The sequence below is a fragment of the Rummeliibacillus sp. GQ308 genome (assembly GCF_059759115.1).
The window spans coordinates 1,426,887-1,452,239 of the sequence record NZ_JCAXDQ010000001.1 but is presented as its reverse complement, the minus strand read 5'-3'; the positions used below and the strand labels follow the sequence as shown (position 1 = coordinate 1,452,239).

The following is a 25,353-nucleotide window of genomic DNA, read 5'->3' as shown; positions in this document are numbered from 1 at the left end:
AAGGAGTATTCATCAATGCCACTTGTCACAGTACTTGGAGGAGAAACATTTGAAGTTGAAGCTGGTAAAAAATTAGTTTTAGCCCTTGAAGATAATGGAATAGAAATCTTTCACCAGTGTGGTGGAAAAGCTAAATGTACTACTTGTAGAGTGGAAGTCTTAGCTGGAGAATACAAAGATATTTCGAAAGTAGAAAAAAACGCCTTTGCTATTAAGAATATTGACGAGAATTTATATGAAGACTGTTTACGTTTATCTTGTCAAATTCGTGTCATTGAAGACATAACTGTTAAGCCAATTATAACTTCAGAAAATAAAAAAGGCTCTAGAGGACCTAGACCTGCAGATTAACTATGCTTAGATAAAAAACGCGGTGTTTAAGGCAATACCGCGTTTTTTTATAATTGAATTATATGATTATTGTAACCTTTCTTAGCTTTTTTAAAGCTAACAAAGGCACTTCTATATCTATTGTTTTTTATGCATAAAAAACCAGTTCCATTTAGATACTGGTTAAATGCTTTATATTACCTCTATCGTAATTTGTAAATTTTTACCTTTAATAAAAAACTTACCATTAGTATGGCTTCAAACAAAAAGAAACCTATGACCACATATTTCCCTATATCGATAATGTAATATCTAATTGAACTTAATGGACCCGTCGGCAAATGCATCGTAAAGCTTATGTACATACCAAATGTAAAGTTTCTTGCCCATTGTGAAGTTTGGTATTGAAGTATGCCCTCTTTTATTCCATATGCCTTCAACCGTTCAATTAAACGTAATATTTCAATGCTCTCTACTATAAGAAATATAAGTGAGACAATAATCCAAAGTACAAATAAGCTTTTGCCGTCTGATATTTTCGTAATACATAACGATAATCCAGTGATTGAAAGAGCTCCGTGAATAATACAATTTGTGCTTTTCCACTCTTTTATCTGTTCACGAAATGATTGTGAACGCATCGCTCTTATAAAAAGCCATATGCTCAGGCAGTAAAAGATCAGATCTATAAGCAAAATGAATGAAATACTCCCTTTATTAAATAGGTCCGGGAATAATGTAAAACCTGCAATCACTAACGATTGGGTCGCTACGCTTGGCAATAGTGCTACACCATTTATCTTATTTGCAAAAGATTTATTTTTAAATAAAAATAAGTAATTCCGAACTACTATGACAATATATCCTACATACAGAAGAATAGCCATAGAATAGAGAAATATTTGATCCCATTTCATCTGAGATAAGTGATTGTCCATATTCAATAAAACAATGGATGTAGCAGCAATCCATGTCCCTATTCCAAAACTGTTGATTGGGTCTATAATATGTTTCTTTGCAAAATCTCCTCTCTTTAGATTGAGAAGCAATAAAACAAATAGTAAAGTATAGATGATGAATAAAACACAAGCATATATCAAACCAATCACTTCATGATAATGGGGAAATAACTGAATAATACCGATTGATAAAATCCCCATTGCCATCACCACAGCTCCTGCAGGGGTAGGAATAGAAACTTCACTTACTTTAAAAAATAAATTCAAGAGAATAAATATACAGACTATCGTAGTTAGTACCATCATAATAACACAACCCTTAACAGAAAATACGTCTTCTAGTATACCTCCATTCTTAATTAGATACAAAAAAGCCCCGCTCTCGTTAAGAAAACAGGGCATACGATTACTTTACTTTAAACCATTTATTCTTCAATTCTTCTACTTTGCCTTCCTTTTCTAGCTCTTCCATAGCACGGTCAAATTTCTCTGTTAGTTTACTACCTTCAGGAAAAGCAGCTGATTTGGATTGATCTTCTTGCTCCTCAATAACATAATAGGTTAAATCCTTATTATCTTTTAGATAATTGTCTGCTACTATATCTTCTGTGATGATGGCATCTATTCTCCCTAACTTTACTTCCTGCACAAGTTCAGGAATACGATCTCGGCTTACTAATTTAACACCTTTGTACTTTTTCGCTAATGTTTTCGCTAATTTCTCTTGAATAGATGCAGTTTGAGATCCCAACACTTTCCCTGCAAGATCTGAGTCTTTTTCTATACCGCTTCCTTTCTTCGTAAGAATGTATTCCTTTGTATCATAGTAGGAACTTGAGAAATCTACTACCTTATCACGTTCTTCATTTGGCGTCATACCAGCAAGTACAAAATCTACTTTGTTCGCTTGAAGCGCAGGAATAAGGCTACTAAACTCCATATCCTTCACTTGAACTTGATAACCTAATTTCTTCATAACCGCTTTGGCTAGATCAATATCGAAACCTATTATTTCATCAGAAACTTTCGCATCAATGTATTCGAAAGGTGCATAGTCTGCTGCTGTGCCCATAACAAGAACTTTTTCTTTATTTTCTGCTTGTGCATCCGAATTTTTCTCCGTATCTTTTGTTCCACAGCCTACCAACAATACCGCTAGCAAGGCTATTACAGCAAATAACCATTTTTTCATTCTACTCACTCCGTTTATCCATATATTTTTGTATTGCATGATCAAGCATTGTTAAGCCCTCATCTATTTGTTCTTTCGTTACTGTTAAAGGAGGTATCATTCGTATCACATCATTGTCATTACCACAAAGATAAAAGAGGACGCCTTCTTCTAGTGCATTATCCAATATCTCCTTTAATGCTATCCCATCCCCTAACCCTGTTTTTGGATCGATTATGTTAATACCAATCATTAAGCCAATTGCTCGAACTTCCCCGACCACGTCATATTTTTCTTGAATGCCTTTTAAAAAATCGACTGCATAAGCCCCTACTTGTTTTGTATTCTCGAGCAAGTTTTCTTCTTTCATTACTTCAAGCGTTGTTAATGCAACTGAGCATGAAATTGGATTACCACCGAATGTCGTCCCATGTGAGCCCATTGGCCACTTCTCCATAAGTTCTCGGCTTGCAACAGTTGCACTTAGAGGAAGACCTGAAGCAATCCCTTTCGCTATTGCCATAATATCTGGTGTGACACCGAATGTTTGTGCAGCAAACCATTCTCCTGTGCGCCCAAAACCAGTTTGAACTTCATCAAATATAAGCAAAATACCATACTCATTGCAAAGTTCCCGGAGTTTTTGTAGCCATTCTTTCGGCGGTATAATATAGCCCCCTTCACCTAGCACAGGCTCTACGATAAATGCCGCCACTTCTTCCGGTGTAACCTGATGCTTAAAGAGTGTCTTTACATTTTTCTCAAGCAGATCCACCGTATATTGAACTGAAGCAAAGCCTGTTGGAGCTTCATTTACATTGGCATACGGTATCGAATAGACATTAGATGGGTTCAAAAATTTACGGTATTTACTTTTGGATGTTGTCACACTTAATGCACCTAGAGAACGGCCATGAAAACAACCTGTGAAAGAAATTATATAAGGTCGCCCTGTAGTAAATTTCGCTAATTTGATTGCTCCTTCAATTGCTTCAGTGCCACTATTTCCATAGAAAAAACAATCTAAATTTCCCGGTGTGATTTCCGCAAGATTCTTCGATAACTGTAATATAGATTCATACATAATAACGCCAGATGGACCATGGACTAATTGATCTGCTGCATCTTTTATACTTTGAACAATTTTCGGATGACGATGACCAGTATTTGCTACAGCAATACCTGCAGTGAAATCAAGATATGTCTTGCCGTCTGCTCCAAAATAGTAACACCCTTCTTCCTTTATCACTGGTAAATTTGGATGATCCTTTGCCATACTAGGAGCTAGATAATCGCCCATCTGTTCATATAATTCTAACCAACTCTCCATGATGTCCTCCTTATTAACTGAATTGACTTTATATTATATTTATAAACATAATAGCATAAATATTCATTTAGTAAAGAGTTTTTTAAATTGTTAGAAACAGTATATAAAAAAACGCATCTCTTTTTTTGAAATGCGTCCTTGTTACTTTATGTTAAATATCTAAAAGTGTGCCTAATTGTCCTTTTTCTTAGATGATTTAAAAAGTGTAATAATATTACTTATGAAGAGTTGCAGTTATAGGAGCTAAATTCTTAGCACTAATAAAACTCGTAAAATCAAATTGCAAAATTGTATTTTTGAAATTGAAATTTTCTATTTTCTCTTCTCCAGCAATATTAAATGTAGATTGGTAGCTTATTGTTTTTCCGTCGATTATCTTAACTTTATTATGAGAAACACTATGATTAGTAAGACCAGGTGAATAAGCATCCTCTTTTCCATTTAAGTATCTGTTATCTATCAATCTAAATGAATATTGTAGGTTGTTTGCTATTATATCTAACCGATGCTTATTCAATTTTCCTCTAAAACCCATTAGATGATAATCAATAATAATTTGATTGTTCACTCTTCTTATTTGCTGTACTTTCATAGCAAGTTTTGATCTTTTACTTTTAATCATGAATGGATGGTCAGCAAATTGATGATTCACATATGGCTCACTAATAGTTAATTGCGGATAAAAAGTAAGTTTTGTACTATCAGCACGGAGTTTATCCATTCCAACCCGGATGGTACTATGTGAAATATTACCTTTCATTTTTTCAAAGAGGGTTGTTCCATTTTCAAAATGATATATATTTTGATTGTTATCTACTGCTTTCATTATATAAATATCATCGTTTTTATATATCTTTTCGGTTTGATAGATCAGAGAAGATGTAGCTTTTCCTGTAAGAATTTTATTTGTATTAATTTTTAAATTATACTTTGGATAGTTTTTATTTTTAATTAATAAATCAGTTCTGTATTTTTCTTGCTGAATTGGAATATTAAATTTCCATTCACCCTTAATCCCATTGATAGAATGAATAGTAATAGGTAAATTAAATCTCTTTTTGATCTTCTTATATGGATAGTCTACTTTCCACTGAAAATTATATCCCTTATTTACTTTCGAAAGTCTAGTTGTCATTCCATTTGTCCAAGAGTCATGATCGCCTTTACTATGATTAAAATTGACATCAAAGCTAACTTCTCCTTTTTCATTATGACCACTATCCACTTTATTATTTACAAAACCCGTAATAGAAACCATATTTCCATCAAAGTAAGCACTAGTTAACTTTACGGTCACTCCATTCTTTTTGGTAGACTGATTTAGTTCTGTCACAGCATTTTTATTCGCTAATATTACTCCTATAGAATCGTTAAAACCTTTAAAAATTTGACTTATTAATGGTGTGTTTGCTAAAACTTTATTCATCGTTGGATTATACAGTCCTAAAATAAAAGAAATGAAGAGAATAACAGCTATAGCTGCAGTATGTCGAAGTACTTTTCTTCTTTTAATTTTTTGGGTGTTTATCCCTTTTTCTATCGACTTAAAGACTTTATCCTTTGGGACTTCTATATTCTCTATTGCTCTTATGATTTTCTTTTTATCCATAATATCCCTCCTCATTTTTATAGATTTTTTTTAACTCTGCTTTACCTCTTCTTAAAAAAGTTTTTGCTGTGCCTTCAGGTAGTTCCATGAGCTCGCTAATCGTTTTGATAGAGTAATCAAAATAATAAAATAATATTATGGCAATTTTATAATCGTGCTTTAGCTGATGTATAGCTTGTAACAAGCTCATTGACTCGTCTTGGTCAAAACGCTCTCTTTCGGGAAAATTTGATATTACTTCATCTGTTACAAAAACATTATTGTTGTTTCTTTTTAAAATCCGACTAGAACATCGGATTATAATTCTTGTAAACCAAGTTAAAAAGTATTCTGGATGCTTAAGCGAATGAATACTTTTAAAAGCTTGAAATGTCGCCTCCTGCACGACATCTAGAGCATCTTCCTCGTTATGTACATAAAGGAAAGCAGTCCTATAAATACGCTCATAATGCTGCTTTATCAGTTTTTCAAAGGCATTCTTATTTCCTTTTATCGCCTTTTTTATAAGTTTTTCATTATGTAAATCCATACCTCATTCAATTCCTTTCACATATTAGTGCTATTACATTGAATAAAAGTTTCACTAGTTTTAAATGTTTTTTGAAGAGCTCCTATATTATACTGCTAAGTATGCAAATCACTGAACCAATAAAAAAGCCACACTTATAATAAGTGTGGCAGTGTTCTTAATCTATTTTCCTACGATTAATAATAATTCACGAATCGTTTTACATGCAATAGCAGTGGATGCGCCTGTTGGGTCATAAGGAGGGGATAACTCCACAACATCTGCTCCTACCACATGATTCAGATCATCAAGTACCTTTAATCCAGCTAACAATTCTTTATACGTAATACCACCTGGTTCAGGTGTTCCAGTGCCTGGGAAAGTGCCCGGATCTAATACATCGAGATCGATAGTTATATATATAGGAAGATTCTCTAATTTTTTTACGATTTCAGGTAAAGTTTCTATTGAAAAACGTTCCATATAGGTATGGTCTTTCGCCCATTCGAATTCTTCTTTAAGGCCTGAACGAATGCCAAATTGAAAGATGCGTCCGTCGCCTAAGAATTCATGGCAACGTCTAATAACAGAAGCATGTGATAGTTTTTCACCCATATAGTCTTCTCGAAGATCTGTGTGTGCATCAATATGAATAACATGTAAATCCGGGTATTTTTCGTATGCGGCTTGGATGGTTGGGTAGCTTACCAAGTGCTCTCCACCGACCATTACAAACTTTTTCCCGTCATTAACAAGGCCTCTTGTAAATAGTAGAATTTCATTCATTGTTTTTTCAGTATTACCAAGTGGTAAATCAAGATCGCCAGAATCATGCACAGCAATATCTTCTAAGTCTCGATCAAGGTAAGGAGAATACGTTTCTAACCCATATGAGTCAGGGCGAATAGCTTGCATTGCAAAACGGGTACCTGGACGAAAACTAGTTGTCCCATCAAATGGAATCCCAAATAGAGCCAGTTCAGACTCCTCATAGCTGTTGTCACAGCCAATAAATGTTGATATATTCATTGTTTTACTTTGCAATCTTCAATGCCTCCCTTACATAGCTAGGCAATGCAAAAGCCCCAAGGTGTAAATCTGTATTATAATATTTCGTTTTCAACCCGAATGCATTCCACTTTTGTGCATCTAAATTAGTAATTGGGTGTTTTGTTTTTGATGCAAATCCGAATAGCCAATGGCCTGAAGGGTATGTTGGCATATGATATTGGTAAACTTCTGCAATTGGGAAAATGGTTGATAGTTTATGCCTTGCTTTTTTCATATTGTCCGCATACTCTGCAAAATAAGGTGATTCATGTTGATTGATTAAGATTCCATCAGTATTTAAAACTCTGTAGCATTCTTGATAAAAGGCAGTTGTAAACAAACCTTCTCCCACAGAAATTGGATCTGTTGAGTCCACAATAATCAAGTCAAATGATGCATCAGCAGCTTCTTTTACATAAGCTAGGCCATCTTCAAATTTTAGAGACATGCGCGGATCTTCTTCTACCCCTTCAGCAGTGACAGGTAAATATTCTTGGCACAAGCGAAACACCCGCTCATCAATTTCCACCATAACTACTTCTTCGACTGTAGGATAACGCAATACTTCACGCGCTGTACCGCCATCCCCTCCCCCAATGATCAGAACCTTCTTGATATTTGGGTTTGTAGCAAAAGCAGGATGGACAATCATATCGTGGTAGATGAATTGGTCTTTTTCATTTACCATCATTAGTCCATCAAGTGTGAAAAATGTGCCAAACTCTTTACCTTTATAGAAATCGATTTTTTGAAAGGGTGATTGCTCACTATGCAAATGCTCATCATAGGAAATTGAAAACTTACAGTCTTCGCTCCATTGTTCTGTATACCAATTCATTATTTTGCACCTTCTAATTCATATTCTTCTGGTTTCACTTGAATTTTGCCTAATTCACGATTAGCAAACTGGCGAATTTTTTCAACGGTTCCTCGAGGAAAATCAAAGGATTCCACTTTTTTTGCTTTAAGCTTTTCAGCTAAGTAATCTCCGGCTTTCCATGGGCTAACTGACTCCCCGCACGTATAAACATCTACAGATGCAAAACCATACTCAGGCCATGTGTGAATGGTTAAATGAGATTCAGAAATAATCACAGCTCCCGAAACTCCATACGGATTGAAATGATGAAAAACAGATTCAACAATCGTTGCACCAGAATAGTCTGCTGCTTCACACATATATTGTTCAATTAATGCGTTATTCTCTATTATTTCACTTGGACACCCGTATAACTCAATTAATACATGTCTTCCTAAAGTATTTAATTCTAAACCCATTTACTTTTTCTCCTTTACGACCGTAATATGATTTTTTCTAGGTGAATCTGATAAAATATTACCAAAATTCTGGATATAATAATGATACTGTTCGATAACTTCTTTTGAAACGTATTCTCCAGGTATAACAAGAGGTATTCCTGGTGGGTAAATCATGAGAGAATCAGCACTTATTCTTCCTATTGCTTCGTGAATGGGTATTTCTTCATGTTCTGCATAGTAAGCCTCTCTCGGTGTTAAAAGTAAAGTGTTTGCACTAAAAGGCGTAACATGCGGGTATCGGATACTTTTCCCTTTGCCATATTTGTGCTCAATATCAACCAAAGCAGTCACTAGCTTTTCTAGAGATTCTTTTGTATCAGCTGGAGTGATTACAGCCATAACAACATAACCTTCTGCTAATTCCATTTGAATATTATATTTTTCTTTTAGAAGCGTGTACACTTCAAAACCTGATAGTCCGCTTTCATTCACTCTGATGACAAGCTTTGTATAATCATGCAATTGACTAAATCTATGTTTTACATAGCTATTCTTTAATACTTCAAAGGAAGTATGTTCTTCTATTTCAATGATTGTTTGTTCAATGATTTCTTTTAAAGAATGATAACGAATGGCACCATATAATGCTAATTCGTGCCTAGCAACATCCAAGGAACTCATTAAAAGATAGCTAGCACTTGTCGATTGGAGCATATTCAATGATTTTTGAATTTGTTCTCTCGAAATTCGATCGCTGTTTAAAAGCAAGATAGAACTTTGCGTAAGCGAACCACCAGTTTTATGCATACTCATTGTGACCAAGTCTGCTCCTGCTTGGATGGGGTCGGGCAAAGAGTCAACAAATGATAAATGCGTTCCATGGGCGCTATCCACAATCACTGCTATATTTTGTTTATGTGCAAGTGTGCAAATTTTCTCCAAATCATTCATCGTCCCAAAATAAGTTGGATACGTAACGAGCAAAGCTTTTGCGTTTGGATGTAATGTTAATGCCTTTTCAATCGTTCTTACAGAGACACCATGGGAAATTCCAAAGTGTTGATCCACTTCAGGCTCTAAAAATACTGGACAGGCGCCGCTCAAAATTATGCCATTCATTACTGATTTATGACAGTTTCTTGGAACCAGTATATGATCCCCTGGCTTACACGCCGATAGAATCATAGCTAAGATACCAATCGATGTTCCATTGACTAAAAAATACGCCGCTTTTGCCCTAAAAGCTTCTGCTGCTAACTGTTGTGCCTCTTGAATGACTGATGACGGATGGCTTAATAAATCCAATTCTTTCATCGAATTGACATCCATTTTCATCGTAAAGTCACTAAAGACATCGTTTAATGGGCTTTTTAAAGCTCCCATTTTATGCCCCGGCACATCAAAAGGGGTTGTATTTTTCTTTGCATAGTTAACGAGCGCTTCAAACAACGGCATTCTTTCTTGGGAACAAATATCATATTTTTCGTTAAGGATTTCTTGCAGCACTTGTGCCATTAACGAGTTGCTCCTGCTAAATCGCCTGCAACGGCTTCCCTTAAAGCACTTACTTTATCAAGCTGTTCCCATGGCAAATTTAAATCATGTCGCCCAAAGTGTCCATATGCTGCTACCTGTTTGAACTGAGGATTCCGAAGATTAAGCATATTGATAATTCCTCCAGGTGTTAAATCGAATGTCTTGCGAATAGCTTGCAGTAGTTGATCTTTGTCTACGGTTTCTGTTCCGAAGGTATCAATTGCGATACTTATTGGCTCACTAACCCCTATTGCATAAGAAAGTTGGATTTCACAACGTTTGGCAAATTTAGCAGCTACAATATTTTTAGCAACATAACGAGCTGCATAAGCTGCTGAGCGGTCTACTTTTGTACAATCTTTCCCTGAAAATGCGCCGCCTCCGTGTTTTGCTGCTCCTCCATAAGTATCAACAATAATCTTACGGCCGGTAAGACCTGCATCGCCATGTGGACCTCCAATAACGAAACGTCCTGTTGGATTAATTAATGTATTTATATCTTCATTCATTCCAAATGTGCGAATTGTTTCTTGTACAATCTGTTCGTTTATATAATTCTTGAATTCAGCCATATTTACATCTTCATCATGCTGAATAGAGAGTAATATTGTTTCTATTCTTGGTTTAGTCGGATTTGTATAGTCGATCGTCACTTGAGATTTCATATCTGGGCGTGCCCATTTAAAGTCTCCAATTTTTCTTAAGAAAGAAGCTTTTTTCATCAAGGTATGAGCGATTTCAATTGCAAGCGGCATATATGTTTCTGTTTCATCCGTTGCATAACCAAACATAATCCCTTGGTCTCCTGCTCCAATCTCCTTTAGATCACTTGAAGAATCGACACCCATTGCAATATCTGGTGATTGTGTATGAACAAGTACTTGAATGTTGCAAGTATGTCCGTCAATACCGAATTGTGCATCACTGTAACCAATCTCAAGTAATGTGTCACGAGCAATTCTCTCAATATCTAATATGGCAGAAGTTGTGATTTCTCCCCCGATAATAACCATATTTGTTGTCGTAAACACTTCACATGCAACTCTTGAAAATGGATCTTGAGCTAAAGCTGCATCTAATACAGCATCCGAGATTTGGTCTGCGATTTTATCGGGATGTCCTTCTGACACCGATTCCGAAGTAAATAAAATTTTTTCAGTCAATATAATCCTCTCCTACTAAAAAATGTAAATATTAGCATACAAAAAAGCTCTCCAACCATTAGAAGGAAAGCTTCGATTAATATCAACTGCTTATCCTCTTATCGTTCACAAAACTTTGTACATTTTGTGCTCAGGTTGAGCCCCATGAACTGATAAATATCAGTTTGGTTTGCCACCGTATCTTAGACCCCTCGTCTCAACGGTTTTTAATAAGAGCAACTTTATTTTGCTAAGGCTTATAGTAATTGAATTTTTTTTGACTGTCAATCTATTTTTAAAACTTTTTTTATTTTGTTGAATTAAAAATCTACTAAAAAAGCCCTCATTAATGATAAATAAAACCCCAAAACTCTTTTAACACTTAGAGTTTTGGGGTTCTCACGATAGAAAATTAGCGGTTCGGTACTCGAAGGACACGCATGGCATTTAACACAGCTAGCAATGTAACCCCAACGTCAGAGAATACTGCTTCCCACATAGTGGCAATGCCAAAGGCACCTAATAGCAGGAATATACCTTTCACACCTAATGCAAAGAGAATATTTTGCCACACAATCACTCGTGTCCGTTTTGCAATACCTATAGCTGCTGGTATCTTAGAAGGTTCATCGGTCATTATAACGATATCTGCTGCTTCAATCGCTGCATCTGATCCTAATCCTCCCATTGCCATTCCGACATCAGCACGAGCTAATACAGGTGTATCATTGATACCATCCCCAACAAAAATTAACTTTTCTTTAGGATTTTTCTGAGCATCAATTTTTTCGATTTCTTCTACTTTGTGTTGCGGCAATAATTCAGCATGCACCTCATCAAGCCCAAGTTTCTCGCCCACAGATTTCGCTACAGATGCTGCATCACCAGTCAGCATGATGGTCTTTTTTATGCCTAGTTCTTTTAAAGAACGAACTGCTTGAACAGAATCTTCTTTTAGTTCATCTGCTATAACAATATACCCAGCATAATTACGATTTAGGGCAATATGAACAATCGTTCCAATCTCACTAGGTTCCTTGAATGCTATGTTTTCTTTGTTCATGAGTTTTGCATTTCCAGCTAAAATTTCTTTCCCATCAACTGTTACAGCAGTACCGTGGCCTGAAATTTCATTGTACTCTTGTATCTTGTCAACGCTAAATTCTTTCCCATATGCATTTCGTATTGACTGTGCGATTGGGTGATTGGAATGAGTTTCAGCAAAAGCAGCATATTCCAATAGGTCTTCTTTCGAAATATTACCAGATGGGCAAATGGTCGTGACTTCAAATACGCCTTTGGTTAAGGTACCCGTCTTGTCCAACACAACATACTTCACATTATTTAAAGCTTCTAAATAGTTGCTTCCTTTGACCAAGATACCCATCTTAGATGCTGCTCCTATTCCCCCAAAGAATCCTAATGGAATAGAAACCACCAACGCACAAGGACAAGAGATAACTAAGAATACCAGCGCCCGATAAATCCAATCTGAAAAAGTTGCGCCATTTAACAATAGCGGTGGTATGAAAGCTAATGCAGCAGCTACAATAACGACAACCGGTGTGTAATAACGAGCAAATTTCGTAATAAAATTTTCGGTTGGTGCTTTTCGGCTGCTAGCATTTTGTACGAGATCTAGTATTTTAGAAACTGTCGACTCTCCAAATACCTTTGTTACCTCTACACTCAATAGCCCACTTTTATTGATAAACCCACTTAGTACATCAGAACCAGACTGCACCTCTCTTGGAACTGATTCACCTGTTAGCGCAGATGTGTCTACCATGGAGTTTCCTTCTATGACCTTTCCATCTAATGGAACCTTTTCGCCTGGTTTAATGACAATGATATCCCCAATCTTTACTTCATCAGGCGAAACTCTTTTTATTTCATTTCCGACTTTTATGTTGGCATAGTCTGGTCTGATATCCATCAAATCCCCAATGGATTTGCGAGAACGGTTTACAGCAATGCCTTGGAATAATTCACCCACTTGGTAGAACAGCATAACAGCAACACCTTCTGGATATTGCTTGATTGCAAACGCGCCAATAGTTGCAAGAGCCATAAGAAAATGCTCATCAAATACTTGCCCACGCAAGATATTCCTAAAGGCCCTATAGATGACATCCCCACCTACGATTAAATAAGCAAGAAGAAATAGAGCTAACTCATATATACCTGAAACAGGAGTAAACATGCCAAGCGAGCCTATAACTATACCAATTCCCAGTCGAACCAACACTTTTTTTGTATTTCCAGTTTCATGATTGTGTTCATGTGAATCTTTGTCGTATTCTTCAATGACTTTCACGTGTGGTTCAATCCGGTTAATTAGCTTCACTGCTTCATTTATCACCAATTGTTCCGAAGTGGCGGATTCGGAAACTTCTATTATTAATTTTTTTGATACAAAATCTACAGAAGAACTGGTAACTCCTTCTAATTCTCCTACACTTTTTTCTATCTTTGCTGCGCAATTTGCACAATCTAGTCCATCCAAGTACAGAGTGTGGTTATGAGTATTTCTCGCTTTCCGTCCTTTTTCTAATATATTGATGTGCGGCTCTAGCCTGTGAATATTACGCCTTGCTTCTACAATGGTATCTATTTCTTTTGCCTTATCCATCTCCATCGTCAATGTCTTCGTGGCGAAATTAACATTACACGAAGTAACGGATTGAATACCATTTACACTTTTTTCAATTTTCATCGCGCAATTTGCACAATCAAGTCCTTCTAACAGAAGTTCTTGCTTTACTTTTTTGTTTTCCAATTTATTCACCCTCCTTTCTCTTTTTTCTGCTCTTTCATACAATCCCTACCCTTTTTAACCACGCTATTTACTTTTATTTGCATTTCCATCACCTCTCAATAATATATGATCAAATATTCATATGTTAAATGTATGCAAATTTAAGCTCTTAATTACTTCACTAGCAATATATGAACAAATGCTCATATATAGTATTGACTACATTATATTCATTAACATAAAAAACGTCAATGAATAAACAGAATTTTAATTAAAATACAAATAAAAAGGATTTCGGATAAAATAAAAAACCTACACAAAAGTGTAGGTTTTGCCAAAGGAAAGGATTTTCCCAGCCTATTATAAGGAAATGACAAGGAATACTAGTTAGAATTTTGCTTTGATTTTTTAATCCATGATGGTGATTTTGTGTTCATAAAGTTCACCAGGATATTCAATCGACAGAAAAGAAAGTAAAGGCAATCGCAAATCCTTCGTTATACGAAAATGCACATCGTTAAGATGAATGTTGCGACCTAGCTTGTAAATAGATTCGTAAAGGGAATCCTTAGACAGCCATAAAACCCCTTTTTCTTTCTTAGAAAGGTACTCTACTACATAATCCTTATTCTCCTTATTAATAGTTAACGTTAGCATTACATCAATCCCTTCCTCTAACTACTATTCAGTAATGAATAGCCATATTATTATTTCGCAAAAAATGAACCTTATAACTTGTCAGGCCACGTAACTGCGATTTAAGTTTTCTATAATATGGTATGCGCACTGAAAAATTGACTGTTTTTTGATAAAAAAGTATTTTTGTTTAAATTTAAGAATAAATCCATAAATCAACACTAATACTTGAATACTTGTAATAAGAAATAAATACCAGTACCAATTTTGCTTAAAATACCTATTTCCTCAAATGTGCCTTGAAAAGTAAGTTATTACTATAGGTACCTGCTTCATATCAATAATAAACAAAAGAAAAATCCTTCTCATTATTTTACATTTACCATCTATCTAAAAGAATCCCCACTTGCCCTTTCTAATTGTAGAGATGAACAAATCAAAGTCAACTTATTGCCGACTAATCTATATGCTTGGATCAATAACTTACTTTTCCATATCAAAATTTTATATAGTTCATTTATCATTTACATCAGAAGAAGTAAAAAAAGAAATATTAAATATTGCACTTGCGCTTATTGAATTAGACAGAAGCTATACTATCCCAACAGGTATCATCATTCTTTCTGGAAGATGATGAAAATGTTATGATTGAAATTATTACTACTGTTTCTAACCTCCATGATTTTTTATCCAGATAGACCACGGAGAATGTAGTATTTATAAAGTTTCAGTTAGAGCGTATTGGAGAAATTAGAATTAAAGTTAATCTAAAAGAAGGCCCATATTATTTTGAAGACAATTGTGTGAATAGCTTTTAAACTATAAAGAGGAAAAGAGGATTATGATGGATATAAAATACCCAATTGGTAAACTAAATGTTCCTGATGAAGTAACAGTTGAAGATCTACAAGAATGGCTGAGAAAAATCGAGACTTTTTCAAATCGATTAAGAGAAACAGTAGGAACATTAAACAATCAGGAATTAAGCAAAACCTATCGTGATGGTAGTTGGACAGTTCGTCAACTTGTACATCACATCGCAGATTCACAGTTGAACATGTATCAACGACTAAAACTAGCTTTAACAGATGAGAATGCAAAAGTACCCGCTTTTGATGAAGAAAAGTGGGCGATACAACCAGATACAAAACTTCCTGTAGAAGCTTCCATTAAAATGTTAGAAGGTATAAATGAGCGTATCGTGTACTTAGGAAATAGTTTAACTGAAGATCAATTAGTTCGATACTTTACTCATCAGACTAACGGTAAAATTACAGTTGCGACAAAACTGGCCAAATTAGCTTGGCATGAGGAGCATCACTTAGCTCATATAAAAATCGCATTATTACAATAATACAATTTTTATGGAAGTGGCTTATCAGTTCGATGAGCCGCTTATTTTTGGGGATTATTTAACCATTCGCTACTTATCCCCTTACATATACTTCTTCAGGATGTTTGCTTTTATTGCATCAACTCGTAGGATTGTACATATTTTTCGTAATTACTGTTTCAAATGTTCTTAGTCCTACAAATAATACATATATAGTTTAAGTCCTCTCTACCATAATCAATCTATTAAAACTAATAATAATACGATTGCATAAATTCATTACATTTTTTATTCTATTTTCCAAACTTACAATAAAGATGCAATGACAATTATCACCATTCTATATTCATTTGTAGGATATCCAAAATTGTCATTCCCAAAAACAAAAAACCTGAGAGAAAACTGAAAAACAGTTTCTCCCAGGTTTTTATCTTTCTGTGGCATAGCAAGCTGAGGTTTTCTACCAGACAGCCCATTACTATCATTGCGTAATCCTAGAAAAATTGCCTAGAGTGGCAACTTAAAAATTATGTCAGCTAATTTCATCCATATAATAAGTGATTAATGCTTACATATTTATTTAGGATTTCCCTCTTTAGCTGGTAGTTTTAAAATATGAGATATGAAGCCGTCTGTTTTAACATCAATTACATAAGATACATTTGAATATCTTTCAGACAAGCTATAATTTTCTTCTCGCAAATCTTCTTTTAAGCCATTCTCAGTAATTATTTGAATGCCTTCCCCTTTTTCTACATAGACAACCGTATAAATACGGTGTGGTTGCTTTTTGAGCTCTCGAAGTGTAAGTACACCACGTAGTGCACGATTGCCTGTCTCTACTTCATCAAGGGCCATTTTTTTAACGCCTCCGCGTTCTGTAACAATCATTACCTTGCCTTTATGGTTTGGCGGAATAATATTTGCAGCTTTTACCATATCCCCATCCAATAAATTCATCGCTTTTACGCCAGCAGTCCTTATGCCTGCCACCGGTACTTCATCGAGTTTAAATCTTATTGCATAGCTCAGATAGGATGTTAAATAGACTTCCGCACCTGAATCTGCAATTCCAGAAGCTATTATAAGATCATCTTTCTTAAGATTCATCATTTTAAATGGCTTATTATAGCGTTGTACCTGGAAATCTGCCAAAGCAGTTCGTTTAATTTGTCCATTCTTCGTAATGCTGACAACATATTTATCGGTATTAAAATCTGCAACGCCTTCAACATTTATAATTTTTTCTTCAGAGTCTAAAGGAATGATACTTGAAATATGCTGCCCTAAATCTTTCCAACGAATATCTGGTAACTCATGGACTGGAAGGAATATATAATGACCTTTATTTGTAAAGGCCAATATATGCTGTTGCGTATTTAATTGCGCCTCGTACAGTAAATGGTCGGATTCTTTCATGGCAAAATCTTCACCATTTGAAGCATTATACGAACGAATACTTGTCCTCTTTACGTAGCCATCACTAGTAACTGTCACGACTACGTCTTCACTTGGTACTAAAACATCTAAGTCTACTTTAATTTCTTCAATTTTTTCTTCTATTTCTGAGCGTCTTGGTTCTTGGAACGTTTTTTTCACTTCTTTTAATTCCTTTTGTAGCACGCTCACAAGCTTCTTCTCGCTCTCTAATATACTCTTTAGCTCGAGAATCTTTTCTTCAAGTTCTTTCTGTTCTTGCCGAAGTTCTGTAATATCTGTATTGGTCAATCTGTATAGCTGTAATGAAACAATTGCTTCCGCTTGAATTTCAGTAAAACCAAACTTCTCTTGCAAATTATGCTTAGCATCTTTTTTATCTTTTGAAGCACGGATAGCTGCAATAACTTCATCTAGAATTGATAGTGCTTTCATCAACCCTTCTACAATATGTAAACGGTTGTTAGCTTTATCTAAATCATACCGAGATCGTCTTACAATAATTTCTTTTTGGTGAGCGATGTATGCGTCTAATAGCATCTGTAAACTCATCATAGTTGGACGACGATTGTATATAGCAATCATATTGAAGTTATATGTAACCTGTAGATCGGTATTTTTCAATAAATATTTTAAAATCGGTTCTCCGCTGATTTCTTTCTTTAATTCAACTACTATTCTTAAGCCTGAACGGTCAGACTCGTCACGTACTTCTGCAATGCCATCTAAGCGTTTATCTAATCGCATTTCATCCATTTTTTTAACAAGATTTGCCTTGTTTACATCATATGGAATTTCAGTGATAACGATTTGCTCTTTAGCACCCTTAAGTTTCTCAATTTCTGCTTTAGCTCTAACAATGATCTTTCCTTTGCCTGTTTCGTAGGCTTTTTTAATCCCGTCAACCCCTTGAATAATGCCACCTGTTGGAAAGTCAGGTCCATGCAATACCTGCATTAGTTCTTGAACAGTAGCTTGAGGATTTTTCAAACGCATTAATACTGCATCTAACACTTCAGCTAGATTATGCGGTGGGATGTCGGTCGCATAGCCCGCGGATATCCCTGTTGACCCATTGACTAATAAATTAGGAAAACGTGAAGGCAGTACAGTTGGTTCTAAATCTTGATCATCAAAATTTGGCACTAAATCCACTGTATCTTTTTGAATATCGCGCAGCATTAGAGCTGCAATAGAAGATAAACGGGCTTCTGTATAACGCATAGCAGCAGGCGGATCACCATCGACAGAACCGTTATTGCCATGCATTTCGATTAACATGTGGCGGGCTTTCCAGTCCTGGCTCATACGTACCATAGCCTCGTAAACAGAACTATCACCATGTGGATGATAGTTACCGATTACATTTCCGACTGTTTTAGCCGATTTTCTAAAGGGCTTGTCGTGTGTATTGCCTTCCATAAACATTGCATATAGAATACGGCGCTGTACTGGTTTAAGACCGTCTCTTGCATCTGGCAAAGCACGGTCCTGGATAATGTATTTACTATAACGACCGAAGCGATCACCGATGACTTCCTCTAAAGGCAAGTCTTGAAATATCTCTGACTGCGTCATGTAAGATCCCCTCCATCATGTTGTATAAATTCGCTTTCTAATATCGTACTGTCTTCTTCAAGGCCAAAGTCCACATGCGATTCAATCCATTTTCTTCGTGGTTCTACCTTATCACCCATCAATGTGGCAACGCCTTTTTCTGCTCTTTCAACATCATTGATTTGAACGCGAACCAATGTCCGTGTTTCAGGGTTCATGGTTGTTTCCCAAAGCTGCTCAGCATTCATTTCACCAAGGCCTTTGTAGCGTTGAAGAATATAACCCTTACCAATTTTCTTAATTGCTTGTTGAAGATCTTTCTCTGTCCAAGCATATTCAATTACTTCTTTGCGCCCAGTCCCTTTTGATACTTTATAAAGTGGCGGCAAGGCAATATATACTTTTCCTGCTTCAACAAGTGGTCTCATATAACGGAAGAAGAAAGTTAAGAGTAATACCTGTATATGAGCGCCATCCGTATCGGCATCCGTCATGATTATAACTTTATCGTAAGCAGCGTCTTCAATGTTGAAATCTGTACCAACTCCAGCACCGACTGCATGAATAATGGTAGCAATTTCTTCGTTTTTCATGATGTCCTGAAGCTTTGCTTTTTCCGTATTGATTACTTTTCCTCGAAGAGGCAAGATGGCTTGGAAAGTACGGTCCCGCCCTTGTTTAGCTGAGCCTCCCGCAGAATCGCCTTCGACTAAGTATAATTCATTTTTGGCAGCATTCTTAGATTGTGCTGGCGTCAATTTTCCTGATAAGATAGTTTGTTTTTTGGATTTTTTACCATGACGTGCGTCTTCTCTTGCTTTCCGTGCTGCTTCGCGAACTTGCTGTGCACGAATAGCTTTACGTACAAGCGATGCACTAAGCTCCGCATTCTCTTCCAAAATATACATTAATTTTTGGGATACGACACCATCGACAGAGCTACGTGCTTCTGCTGTGCCAAGTTTGCCTTTAGTTTGACCTTCGAATTGTAATAGATTTTCAGGAATTCGGACTGAGATGATGGCAGCTAATCCTTCACGTATATCTGAGCCATCCAAATTTTTATCTTTTTCTTTTAGGAGTCCGACTTTACGTGCATATTCGTTAAACACACGAGTCATTGCAGCTTTAGCGCCTGTTTCGTGTGTGCCTCCATCACGTGTGCGAACATTATTAACAAAGGAAAGGATAGTTTCGGAATAACCATCATTGAATTGAAAAGCAAATTCAACTTCAATTTCATCTAGTTCGCCTTCAACATATTTAACTGGATGCAATACATCTTTTTCTTCGTTAAGATAGGCTACAAAGGCTTCAATTCCATTTTCATAATGATATACTTCTTGTCGCTCGGTTTCTTCATCAATAAGCTCTATTTTTAAGCCCTTTAATAAAAAAGCAGATTCACGTAAACGTTCAGCTAATGTATCGAATTGATACTTAGTTGTAGAAAAGATTTCTGGATCAGGCTTAAAATGAATAAATGTGCCTGTTTCTTTCGTTTTGCCTAGATTAGCAAGTGTAGTTACGGGCTTACCGCCATTTTCAAAGCGCATGCTGTATTTATGGCCATCTCGGTAAATGGTTACATCAAGCCATGAAGAAAGGGCGTTTACAACAGATGCTCCTACACCGTGCAAACCACCACTTGTTTTATAACCACCTTGTCCAAATTTACCGCCTGCATGCAAAATGGTAAAGATTACTTCAGGAGTTGATTTACCTGTCTTGTGCATCCCAGTTGGCATGCCACGTCCATAATCTCTTACACTAATACTTTGATCTTTATGGATTTTCACTACAATATGTGAGCCAAAACCCGCTAATACCTCATCTACAGCATTGTCGACGATTTCGTATACAAGGTGGTGCAAGCCTCTGCTGTCTGTAGAGCCAATATACATACCCGGACGTTTTCTTACGGCTTCTAAACCTTCTAATACTTGAATATCATCTTCACTATAAGAGGTGATTGTTTGTTTATTTGTCAAAAAATATTCCCCCTAAACACAAACATCCGTTCTACTTTTATAAATCATATACACAATAATAGATACTGTCAACTTCTTGTTCAGTTAGACTCAGGTTTTATTGTATCATTCGTTTAATCTATTGGACAATAAGAACCGGCAATTATTGAGAAAGTTGGTCATTGTGTACGCTTACAGTCTCGTGATAAAATATTATTACAATCTAATAATACCAACTACTAATGTTGGAGGGAGTTTTAAATGAATAGTATTTTAGTTGTTGTATTGGCTTATCTAATTGGTTCCATCCCATCCGGTTTATGGGTTGGTAAAGTTTTTTATAAAACCGATATCAGACAGCACGGAAGCGGAAACTTAGGTGCTACTAATACCTTCCGTACGCTTGGAAAAAAAGCGGGTATAGCCGTTACACTTATGGATATATTAAAGGGCACACTTGCAACTATACTTCCTATTCTAGCTGTTTTCCAAGGAAGTGGTATCCATCCACTCGTTGCTGGCATCATTGCTGTCGTTGGGCACATGTTCCCTATCTTCGCTGGCTTCCGAGGAGGCAAAGCTGTGGCTACGTCTGCAGGTATTTTACTTGGCTACCATTGGCCAATCTTTATCTTGCTCCTTATCGCCTTCCTTCTTTGCTTAAAAGTGTATAAAATGGTGAGTCTAGCATCTATGTTTGCAGCTGTTGTGGCTTTTATTTACGCACTTATTTATGGTATTTTATATAATGAATATCTTTTACTTATCATTATTTCCATTATTGTAGTCTTTATTTTTTATCGCCATAGATCTAATATATCGCGCATAAAAAAAGGAACAGAACCAAAAGTAACATGGTTATAAAAAAGGAGTGTTCTTATGAAAATTGTCATGTCTGAACAAGCATTTCAGTGGTTTTCCGATGAAATGGATGTAGCGCAAGGAGATACCATTCGTTTTTATGCTAGATATGGTGGCTCAAATCCTTTCCACGAAGGGTTTTCTCTCGGCATGAGTCAAGACTCGCCAATTAATCCAAGTGTTGTATTAGAGCATAATGGCACTACTTTTTTTATTGAGCAAGACGATACATGGTTTTTTAACAACCATGATTTATATGTAGATGTAGATCGCCAATTAGATGAACTTAAATTTGATTACAAGTAGATAAAAAATGCAAAAAGCATGCCTAATTCGGGCATGCTTTTTTAAACTATTCATCCAAGAGTTATTTGATTTCTGCAATTTCTTTATATTTATTAAACCACACCGGATTAATTCGTTCAAAAGCAACTGGTCGGAAATTTTCTTTTTTCACCACAATATGTTCGGATGTTGCTGTTGCTGCAATCGTTCCATCACTATGTACGATTTCATAGCCATACACTGTACGAAGACGTTCCTGTGATACAATCCATGTACGTATAATCGCTTTTTCACCATAACGTAGTGCAGCTTTGTAGCTAATATTGACATTCATAACAGGCGATACATAGCCTGCTTCTTCTAATTGAGTCACGCTAAAGCCTAAATCATGAATCAGCTGCGTCCTCCCTAATTCCATCCATATAACATAATTTGCATGGTATACAACGCCCATTTGATCTGTCTCCGCATATCGAATTTCAATTTCTTTTTCACTTACAAACATGTTGTTCACCTCATGTTAAGTATACCGTTATTTTGAGAGAAAATCCTTCCATAGCTTTTCTTCTTTCATTAAATCTCCTTTGTCTTATAAACTAAAACAAGTGCACAAAATTATTGTGCACTTGTTTGAACCATATTATTTAGATAATTTGTTACGTAAAACCATTTGTAGGATACCGCCGTTACGGTAGTAATCTACTTCTACTTCTGAGTCAAAACGAGCAAGCGCTTTGAATGTTTTAGTATCGCCATCTGGAGATGTAGCAGTCACAGTTAGGATATCACGAGGTTTAACTTCATCTGTAATATTAACTGAGAATGTTTCTTCACCAGTCAATCCTAGTGATTCTGAGCTTTCACCATCAACGAATTGTAGTGGTAGAACACCCATCATTACTAAGTTTGAACGGTGGATACGTTCGTATGATTCTGCGATAACTGTTTTAACGCCAAGAAGGTTAGTACCTTTAGCTGCCCAGTCACGTGAAGAACCCATACCGTAGTCTTTACCAGTAAGTACAACTAAGCCTACACGGTTTTTAGCATATTTCATTGCTGCATCGTAGATATACTCTACATCACCTGTTGGCCAGTAAGTAGTGAAGCCGCCTTCTGTACCAGGTGCGATTTGGTTGCGGATACGGATGTTTGCGAAAGTACCGCGCATCATTACTTCATGGTTACCTCGACGGCTACCATAAGAGTTGAAGTTTCGTGGTTCTACGCCATGTTCACGCAAGTATTTTCCGGCAGGTGTATCTTTACCAATTGCACCAGCAGGAGAAATATGGTCAGTTGTAATAGAGTCACCAAATTTCGCTAACACACGCATACCCATAAGCTGTTGAATTGCTTCTGGTTTTGCAGATAGGTTTTGGAAGAATGGCGGATTTTGAATGTAAGTTGAATTCTCATCAAACTCGTAAAGTGAATCTGTAGAAGTTTCAATTGCATTCCATTTTTCATTTGCATTGAATACAGTTTCATATTCTTTTTGGAACAATTCACGTGTAACAACTTTTGAAAGAACGGCATTTACTTCATCAGATGATGGCCAGATGTCATCAAAGAAGACATCATTTCCATCTTTGTCTTTACCGAATGAATCTTTACGTAGGTCTACATCTACAGTACCAGCAAGCGCATAAGCTACTACTAATGGTGGTGAAGCCAAGTAGTTAGCTTTCACTAATGGATGTACACGGCCTTCAAAGTTACGGTTACCTGAAAGTACAGAAGTCACGAATAAATCTTTAGACATGATTGCTTCTTCAATTTCTGGTAATAGTGGACCTGAGTTACCGATACATGTTGTACAACCGTAACCAACTGTATTGAAACCTAGCGTATTTAGGTAATCTTGTAAACCAGAATCTTCTAAGTAGCCAGTAACAACTTTTGATCCTGGAGCAAGTGATGTTTTAACCCATTTAGGAACAGTTAAACCTTTTTCCACTGCTTTTTTCGCAACAAGACCTGCAGCGATTAGAACGTAAGGGTTAGATGTGTTCGTACAAGAAGTAATCGCAGCAATTGCTACAGCACCTGCTGGAATTTCAACATCACCCTCTGAAAATTTAGCAGTTGAAGTTTTTGTGAATTCATCTGGAGTTAAGCCAAAACCTTGAACGCCAGCTGGAGCCACTACTACTTCGTGGTAGCGTGTTTTCATATCTGAAAGCGGAATTAAATCTTGTGGACGTTTAGGGCCTGAAAGATTAGTTTCGATTTCATCTAAGTTAATTTCTAATACATCTGTGTAAGTAGGTTCTAATTCTGGGTCAAAGAACATGTTGTTTGCTTTTAAGTAAGCTTCAACAACGTTGATATGTTCTTCGTCTCGGCCTGTAAGACGCATGTAGCTTAATGATTCATCATCGATTGCGAAATAACCACATGTAGCGCCATATTCAGGTGCCATGTTAGAAATTGTTGCACGATCCGCTAAAGGTAATGCAGAAACGCCTGGTCCGAAGAACTCAACGAATTTGCCGACTACACCTTTTTTACGCAATTCTTGAGTTACTTTAAGCGCTAAGTCAGTAGCTGTTGAACCGCTTGGCAATTTTCCAGTTAATTTCACACCAATTACTTCAGGAATTGGGAAGTATGATGGTTGGCCTAACATACCAGCTTCTGCTTCAATACCGCCAACACCCCATCCAAGAACACCAATACCATTGATCATTGTTGTATGAGAGTCAGTACCCACAACAGAGTCTGGGAATGTTTCGTAAGTGCCATCAGCATTTTCATTCACGTGAACTACTGGAGCCAAATACTCTAAGTTTACTTGGTGAACGATACCTGTTGCTGGTGGTACAGCACGGAAATTATCGTAAGCTGTTTGAGCCCATTTCAAGAAATTGTAACGCTCAGCATTACGTTCGAATTCAAGATCCATATTCGCTTTAAGAGCTGCTTCGTTACCGTATTTGTCAACTTGAACAGAGTGGTCGATAACAAGGTCAACAGGAATTGCTGGATTGATCTCGTTTGGATCTCCGCCCATTTTTTTCATTGCATCGCGTAATGATGCAAGGTCAACTACTACTGGTACACCAGTGAAGTCTTGAAGAACAACGCGAGAAGGTTTGAATGGCACTTCAGCATTTTCGTCTGCATCTTTGCCCCATTTCGCTAAGTTTTCTACATGGTCTTCTTTAATTACATAGCCATCATATTGACGTAATACAGATTCTAATAAAACTTTGATTGAATAAGGAAGGCGTGATACTTGTGCAATACCAGCTTCTTCGATTGCAGCTAAACGATAATAGTTGTAAGATTTACCGTTAACTTCGAATGAAGAACGACTGTTGTGCAAGTTATTGTTTGCCATGTTCGGTTCCCCCTTTAATTATCTACTGAAAAGGGCTTCGTATAAGCTTCTTTTCTCCAATACCAATAATAATAGAAAACAACACATAAGTAAATAACATTAATTTTATAGATTGATATAAATTTTTCTTATGGCCTTGGTTTCCAGTATTGAGGTTTTAACTTTTGAGTTATTGCTAAAATAGCATTTGTAAAAAAATAGATTTTATCCACATATCCAATATAGTGTTATTTAACACTATTTAACGGGGTACTCCCCGGGGGACAAGGTGGGGT

20 protein-coding genes and 1 riboswitch are annotated in these 25,353 nt (G+C 36.3%); of the genes, 4 read left to right on the top strand and 16 right to left on the bottom strand.

What is annotated here, in order from left to right; genetic code table 11:
• The first annotated feature begins 15 nt into the window (after positions 1-15).
• A complete protein-coding gene (locus AC6CHJ_RS07170; RefSeq protein ID WP_147193485.1) occupies positions 16-351 on the top strand; it encodes a 2Fe-2S iron-sulfur cluster-binding protein in 336 nt (111 codons plus the stop codon).
• A 182-nt stretch (positions 352-533) separates the two neighbouring features.
• Here the strand turns inward: AC6CHJ_RS07170 and AC6CHJ_RS07165 are convergent, their stop codons facing one another.
• The 12 genes from AC6CHJ_RS07165 to AC6CHJ_RS07110 all read right to left on the bottom strand — a co-directional run bounded on the left by AC6CHJ_RS07165 (position 534) and on the right by AC6CHJ_RS07110 (position 14,310).
• A complete protein-coding gene (locus tag AC6CHJ_RS07165) occupies positions 534-1,496 on the bottom strand; it encodes an SLAC1 family transporter (RefSeq protein WP_498287850.1) in 963 nt (320 codons plus the stop codon).
• Positions 1,497-1,695: 199 nt separating this feature from the next.
• Positions 1,696-2,481, bottom strand: coding sequence for a transporter substrate-binding domain-containing protein (locus AC6CHJ_RS07160; RefSeq protein ID WP_392994024.1), 786 nt, complete (start codon positions 2,479-2,481; stop codon positions 1,696-1,698).
• A 1-nt stretch (position 2,482) separates the two neighbouring features.
• Positions 2,483-3,793, bottom strand: a complete 1,311-nt coding sequence (locus tag AC6CHJ_RS07155; RefSeq protein ID WP_392995629.1) for an aspartate aminotransferase family protein — start codon at positions 3,791-3,793, stop codon at positions 2,483-2,485.
• Between the two features lie 211 nt (positions 3,794-4,004).
• Positions 4,005-5,399, bottom strand: coding sequence for a DUF4179 domain-containing protein (locus AC6CHJ_RS07150; RefSeq protein WP_392994026.1), 1,395 nt, complete (start codon positions 5,397-5,399; stop codon positions 4,005-4,007).
• The gene (locus AC6CHJ_RS07145) at positions 5,392-5,928 is read right to left on the bottom strand and encodes a sigma-70 family RNA polymerase sigma factor (RefSeq protein ID WP_498287848.1); all 537 of its coding nucleotides are present in this window, start codon (positions 5,926-5,928) and stop codon (positions 5,392-5,394) included. Before AC6CHJ_RS07145 ends, AC6CHJ_RS07150 begins: the two co-directional genes overlap by 8 nt.
• A 162-nt stretch (positions 5,929-6,090) precedes the next feature.
• Entirely contained in the window at positions 6,091-6,936 is an 846-nt protein-coding gene (gene speB, locus AC6CHJ_RS07140) for an agmatinase (RefSeq protein ID WP_498288524.1), read from the bottom strand.
• 4 nt (positions 6,937-6,940) lie between these two features.
• Positions 6,941-7,795 carry a polyamine aminopropyltransferase gene (speE, locus tag AC6CHJ_RS07135; protein ID WP_066787053.1) on the bottom strand — a complete coding sequence of 285 codons (855 nt, stop codon included), beginning with the start codon at positions 7,793-7,795 and terminating at the stop codon, positions 6,941-6,943.
• Positions 7,795-8,235 carry an adenosylmethionine decarboxylase gene (speD, locus tag AC6CHJ_RS07130; RefSeq protein WP_066787050.1) on the bottom strand — a complete coding sequence of 147 codons (441 nt, stop codon included), beginning with the start codon at positions 8,233-8,235 and terminating at the stop codon, positions 7,795-7,797. Before speD ends, speE begins: the two co-directional genes overlap by 1 nt.
• The gene (locus AC6CHJ_RS07125; protein WP_498287846.1) at positions 8,236-9,732 is read right to left on the bottom strand and encodes an aminotransferase class I/II-fold pyridoxal phosphate-dependent enzyme; all 1,497 of its coding nucleotides are present in this window, start codon (positions 9,730-9,732) and stop codon (positions 8,236-8,238) included.
• Positions 9,732-10,919: a methionine adenosyltransferase gene (gene metK / locus AC6CHJ_RS07120; protein WP_498288522.1), complete on the bottom strand. Its 1,188-nt coding sequence runs from the start codon at positions 10,917-10,919 to the stop codon at positions 9,732-9,734. Before metK ends, AC6CHJ_RS07125 begins: the two co-directional genes overlap by 1 nt.
• Positions 10,920-11,011: 92 nt before the next feature.
• Positions 11,012-11,132: riboswitch (SAM riboswitch) on the bottom strand.
• A 175-nt stretch (positions 11,133-11,307) separates the two neighbouring features.
• Positions 11,308-13,674: a heavy metal translocating P-type ATPase gene (locus tag AC6CHJ_RS07115; protein ID WP_498287845.1), complete on the bottom strand. Its 2,367-nt coding sequence runs from the start codon at positions 13,672-13,674 to the stop codon at positions 11,308-11,310.
• Positions 13,675-14,061: 387 nt separating this feature from the next.
• Positions 14,062-14,310 carry a hypothetical protein gene (locus tag AC6CHJ_RS07110; RefSeq protein ID WP_147193494.1) on the bottom strand — a complete coding sequence of 83 codons (249 nt, stop codon included), beginning with the start codon at positions 14,308-14,310 and terminating at the stop codon, positions 14,062-14,064.
• 823 nt (positions 14,311-15,133) lie between these two features.
• Here AC6CHJ_RS07110 and AC6CHJ_RS07105 point away from each other — a divergent pair.
• The gene (locus AC6CHJ_RS07105; protein WP_392994037.1) at positions 15,134-15,643 is read left to right on the top strand and encodes a YfiT family bacillithiol transferase; all 510 of its coding nucleotides are present in this window, start codon (positions 15,134-15,136) and stop codon (positions 15,641-15,643) included.
• 555 nt (positions 15,644-16,198) lie between these two features.
• Here AC6CHJ_RS07105 and parC read toward each other — a convergent pair.
• Together parC and parE are read right to left on the bottom strand one after the other, a co-directional pair.
• Positions 16,199-18,637, bottom strand: coding sequence for a DNA topoisomerase IV subunit A (gene parC / locus AC6CHJ_RS07100; protein ID WP_498287843.1), 2,439 nt, complete (start codon positions 18,635-18,637; stop codon positions 16,199-16,201).
• Positions 18,634-20,607 carry a DNA topoisomerase IV subunit B gene (parE, locus tag AC6CHJ_RS07095; protein ID WP_150284385.1) on the bottom strand — a complete coding sequence of 658 codons (1,974 nt, stop codon included), beginning with the start codon at positions 20,605-20,607 and terminating at the stop codon, positions 18,634-18,636. The genes parC and parE overlap by 4 nt, the downstream gene beginning before the upstream one ends.
• A gap of 240 nt (positions 20,608-20,847) precedes the next feature.
• Here parE and plsY point away from each other — a divergent pair, with 240 nt between their 5' ends.
• Both plsY and AC6CHJ_RS07085 read left to right on the top strand, forming a co-directional pair.
• Positions 20,848-21,450: a glycerol-3-phosphate 1-O-acyltransferase PlsY gene (plsY, locus tag AC6CHJ_RS07090; RefSeq protein ID WP_066787024.1), complete on the top strand. Its 603-nt coding sequence runs from the start codon at positions 20,848-20,850 to the stop codon at positions 21,448-21,450.
• A 15-nt stretch (positions 21,451-21,465) separates the two neighbouring features.
• Entirely contained in the window at positions 21,466-21,753 is a 288-nt protein-coding gene (locus AC6CHJ_RS07085; RefSeq protein WP_066787020.1) for a HesB/YadR/YfhF family protein, read from the top strand.
• A 61-nt stretch (positions 21,754-21,814) separates the two neighbouring features.
• On the opposite strand, the gene AC6CHJ_RS07080 is transcribed toward AC6CHJ_RS07085, so the two are convergent.
• Together AC6CHJ_RS07080 and acnA are read right to left on the bottom strand one after the other, a co-directional pair.
• Complete coding sequence (locus AC6CHJ_RS07080; protein WP_392994045.1) at positions 21,815-22,237, bottom strand: acyl-CoA thioesterase; 423 nt, start codon at positions 22,235-22,237, stop codon at positions 21,815-21,817.
• Between the two features lie 135 nt (positions 22,238-22,372).
• Complete coding sequence (gene acnA / locus AC6CHJ_RS07075; protein ID WP_498287841.1) at positions 22,373-25,078, bottom strand: aconitate hydratase AcnA; 2,706 nt, start codon at positions 25,076-25,078, stop codon at positions 22,373-22,375.
• Positions 25,079-25,353 lie beyond the last annotated feature (275 nt).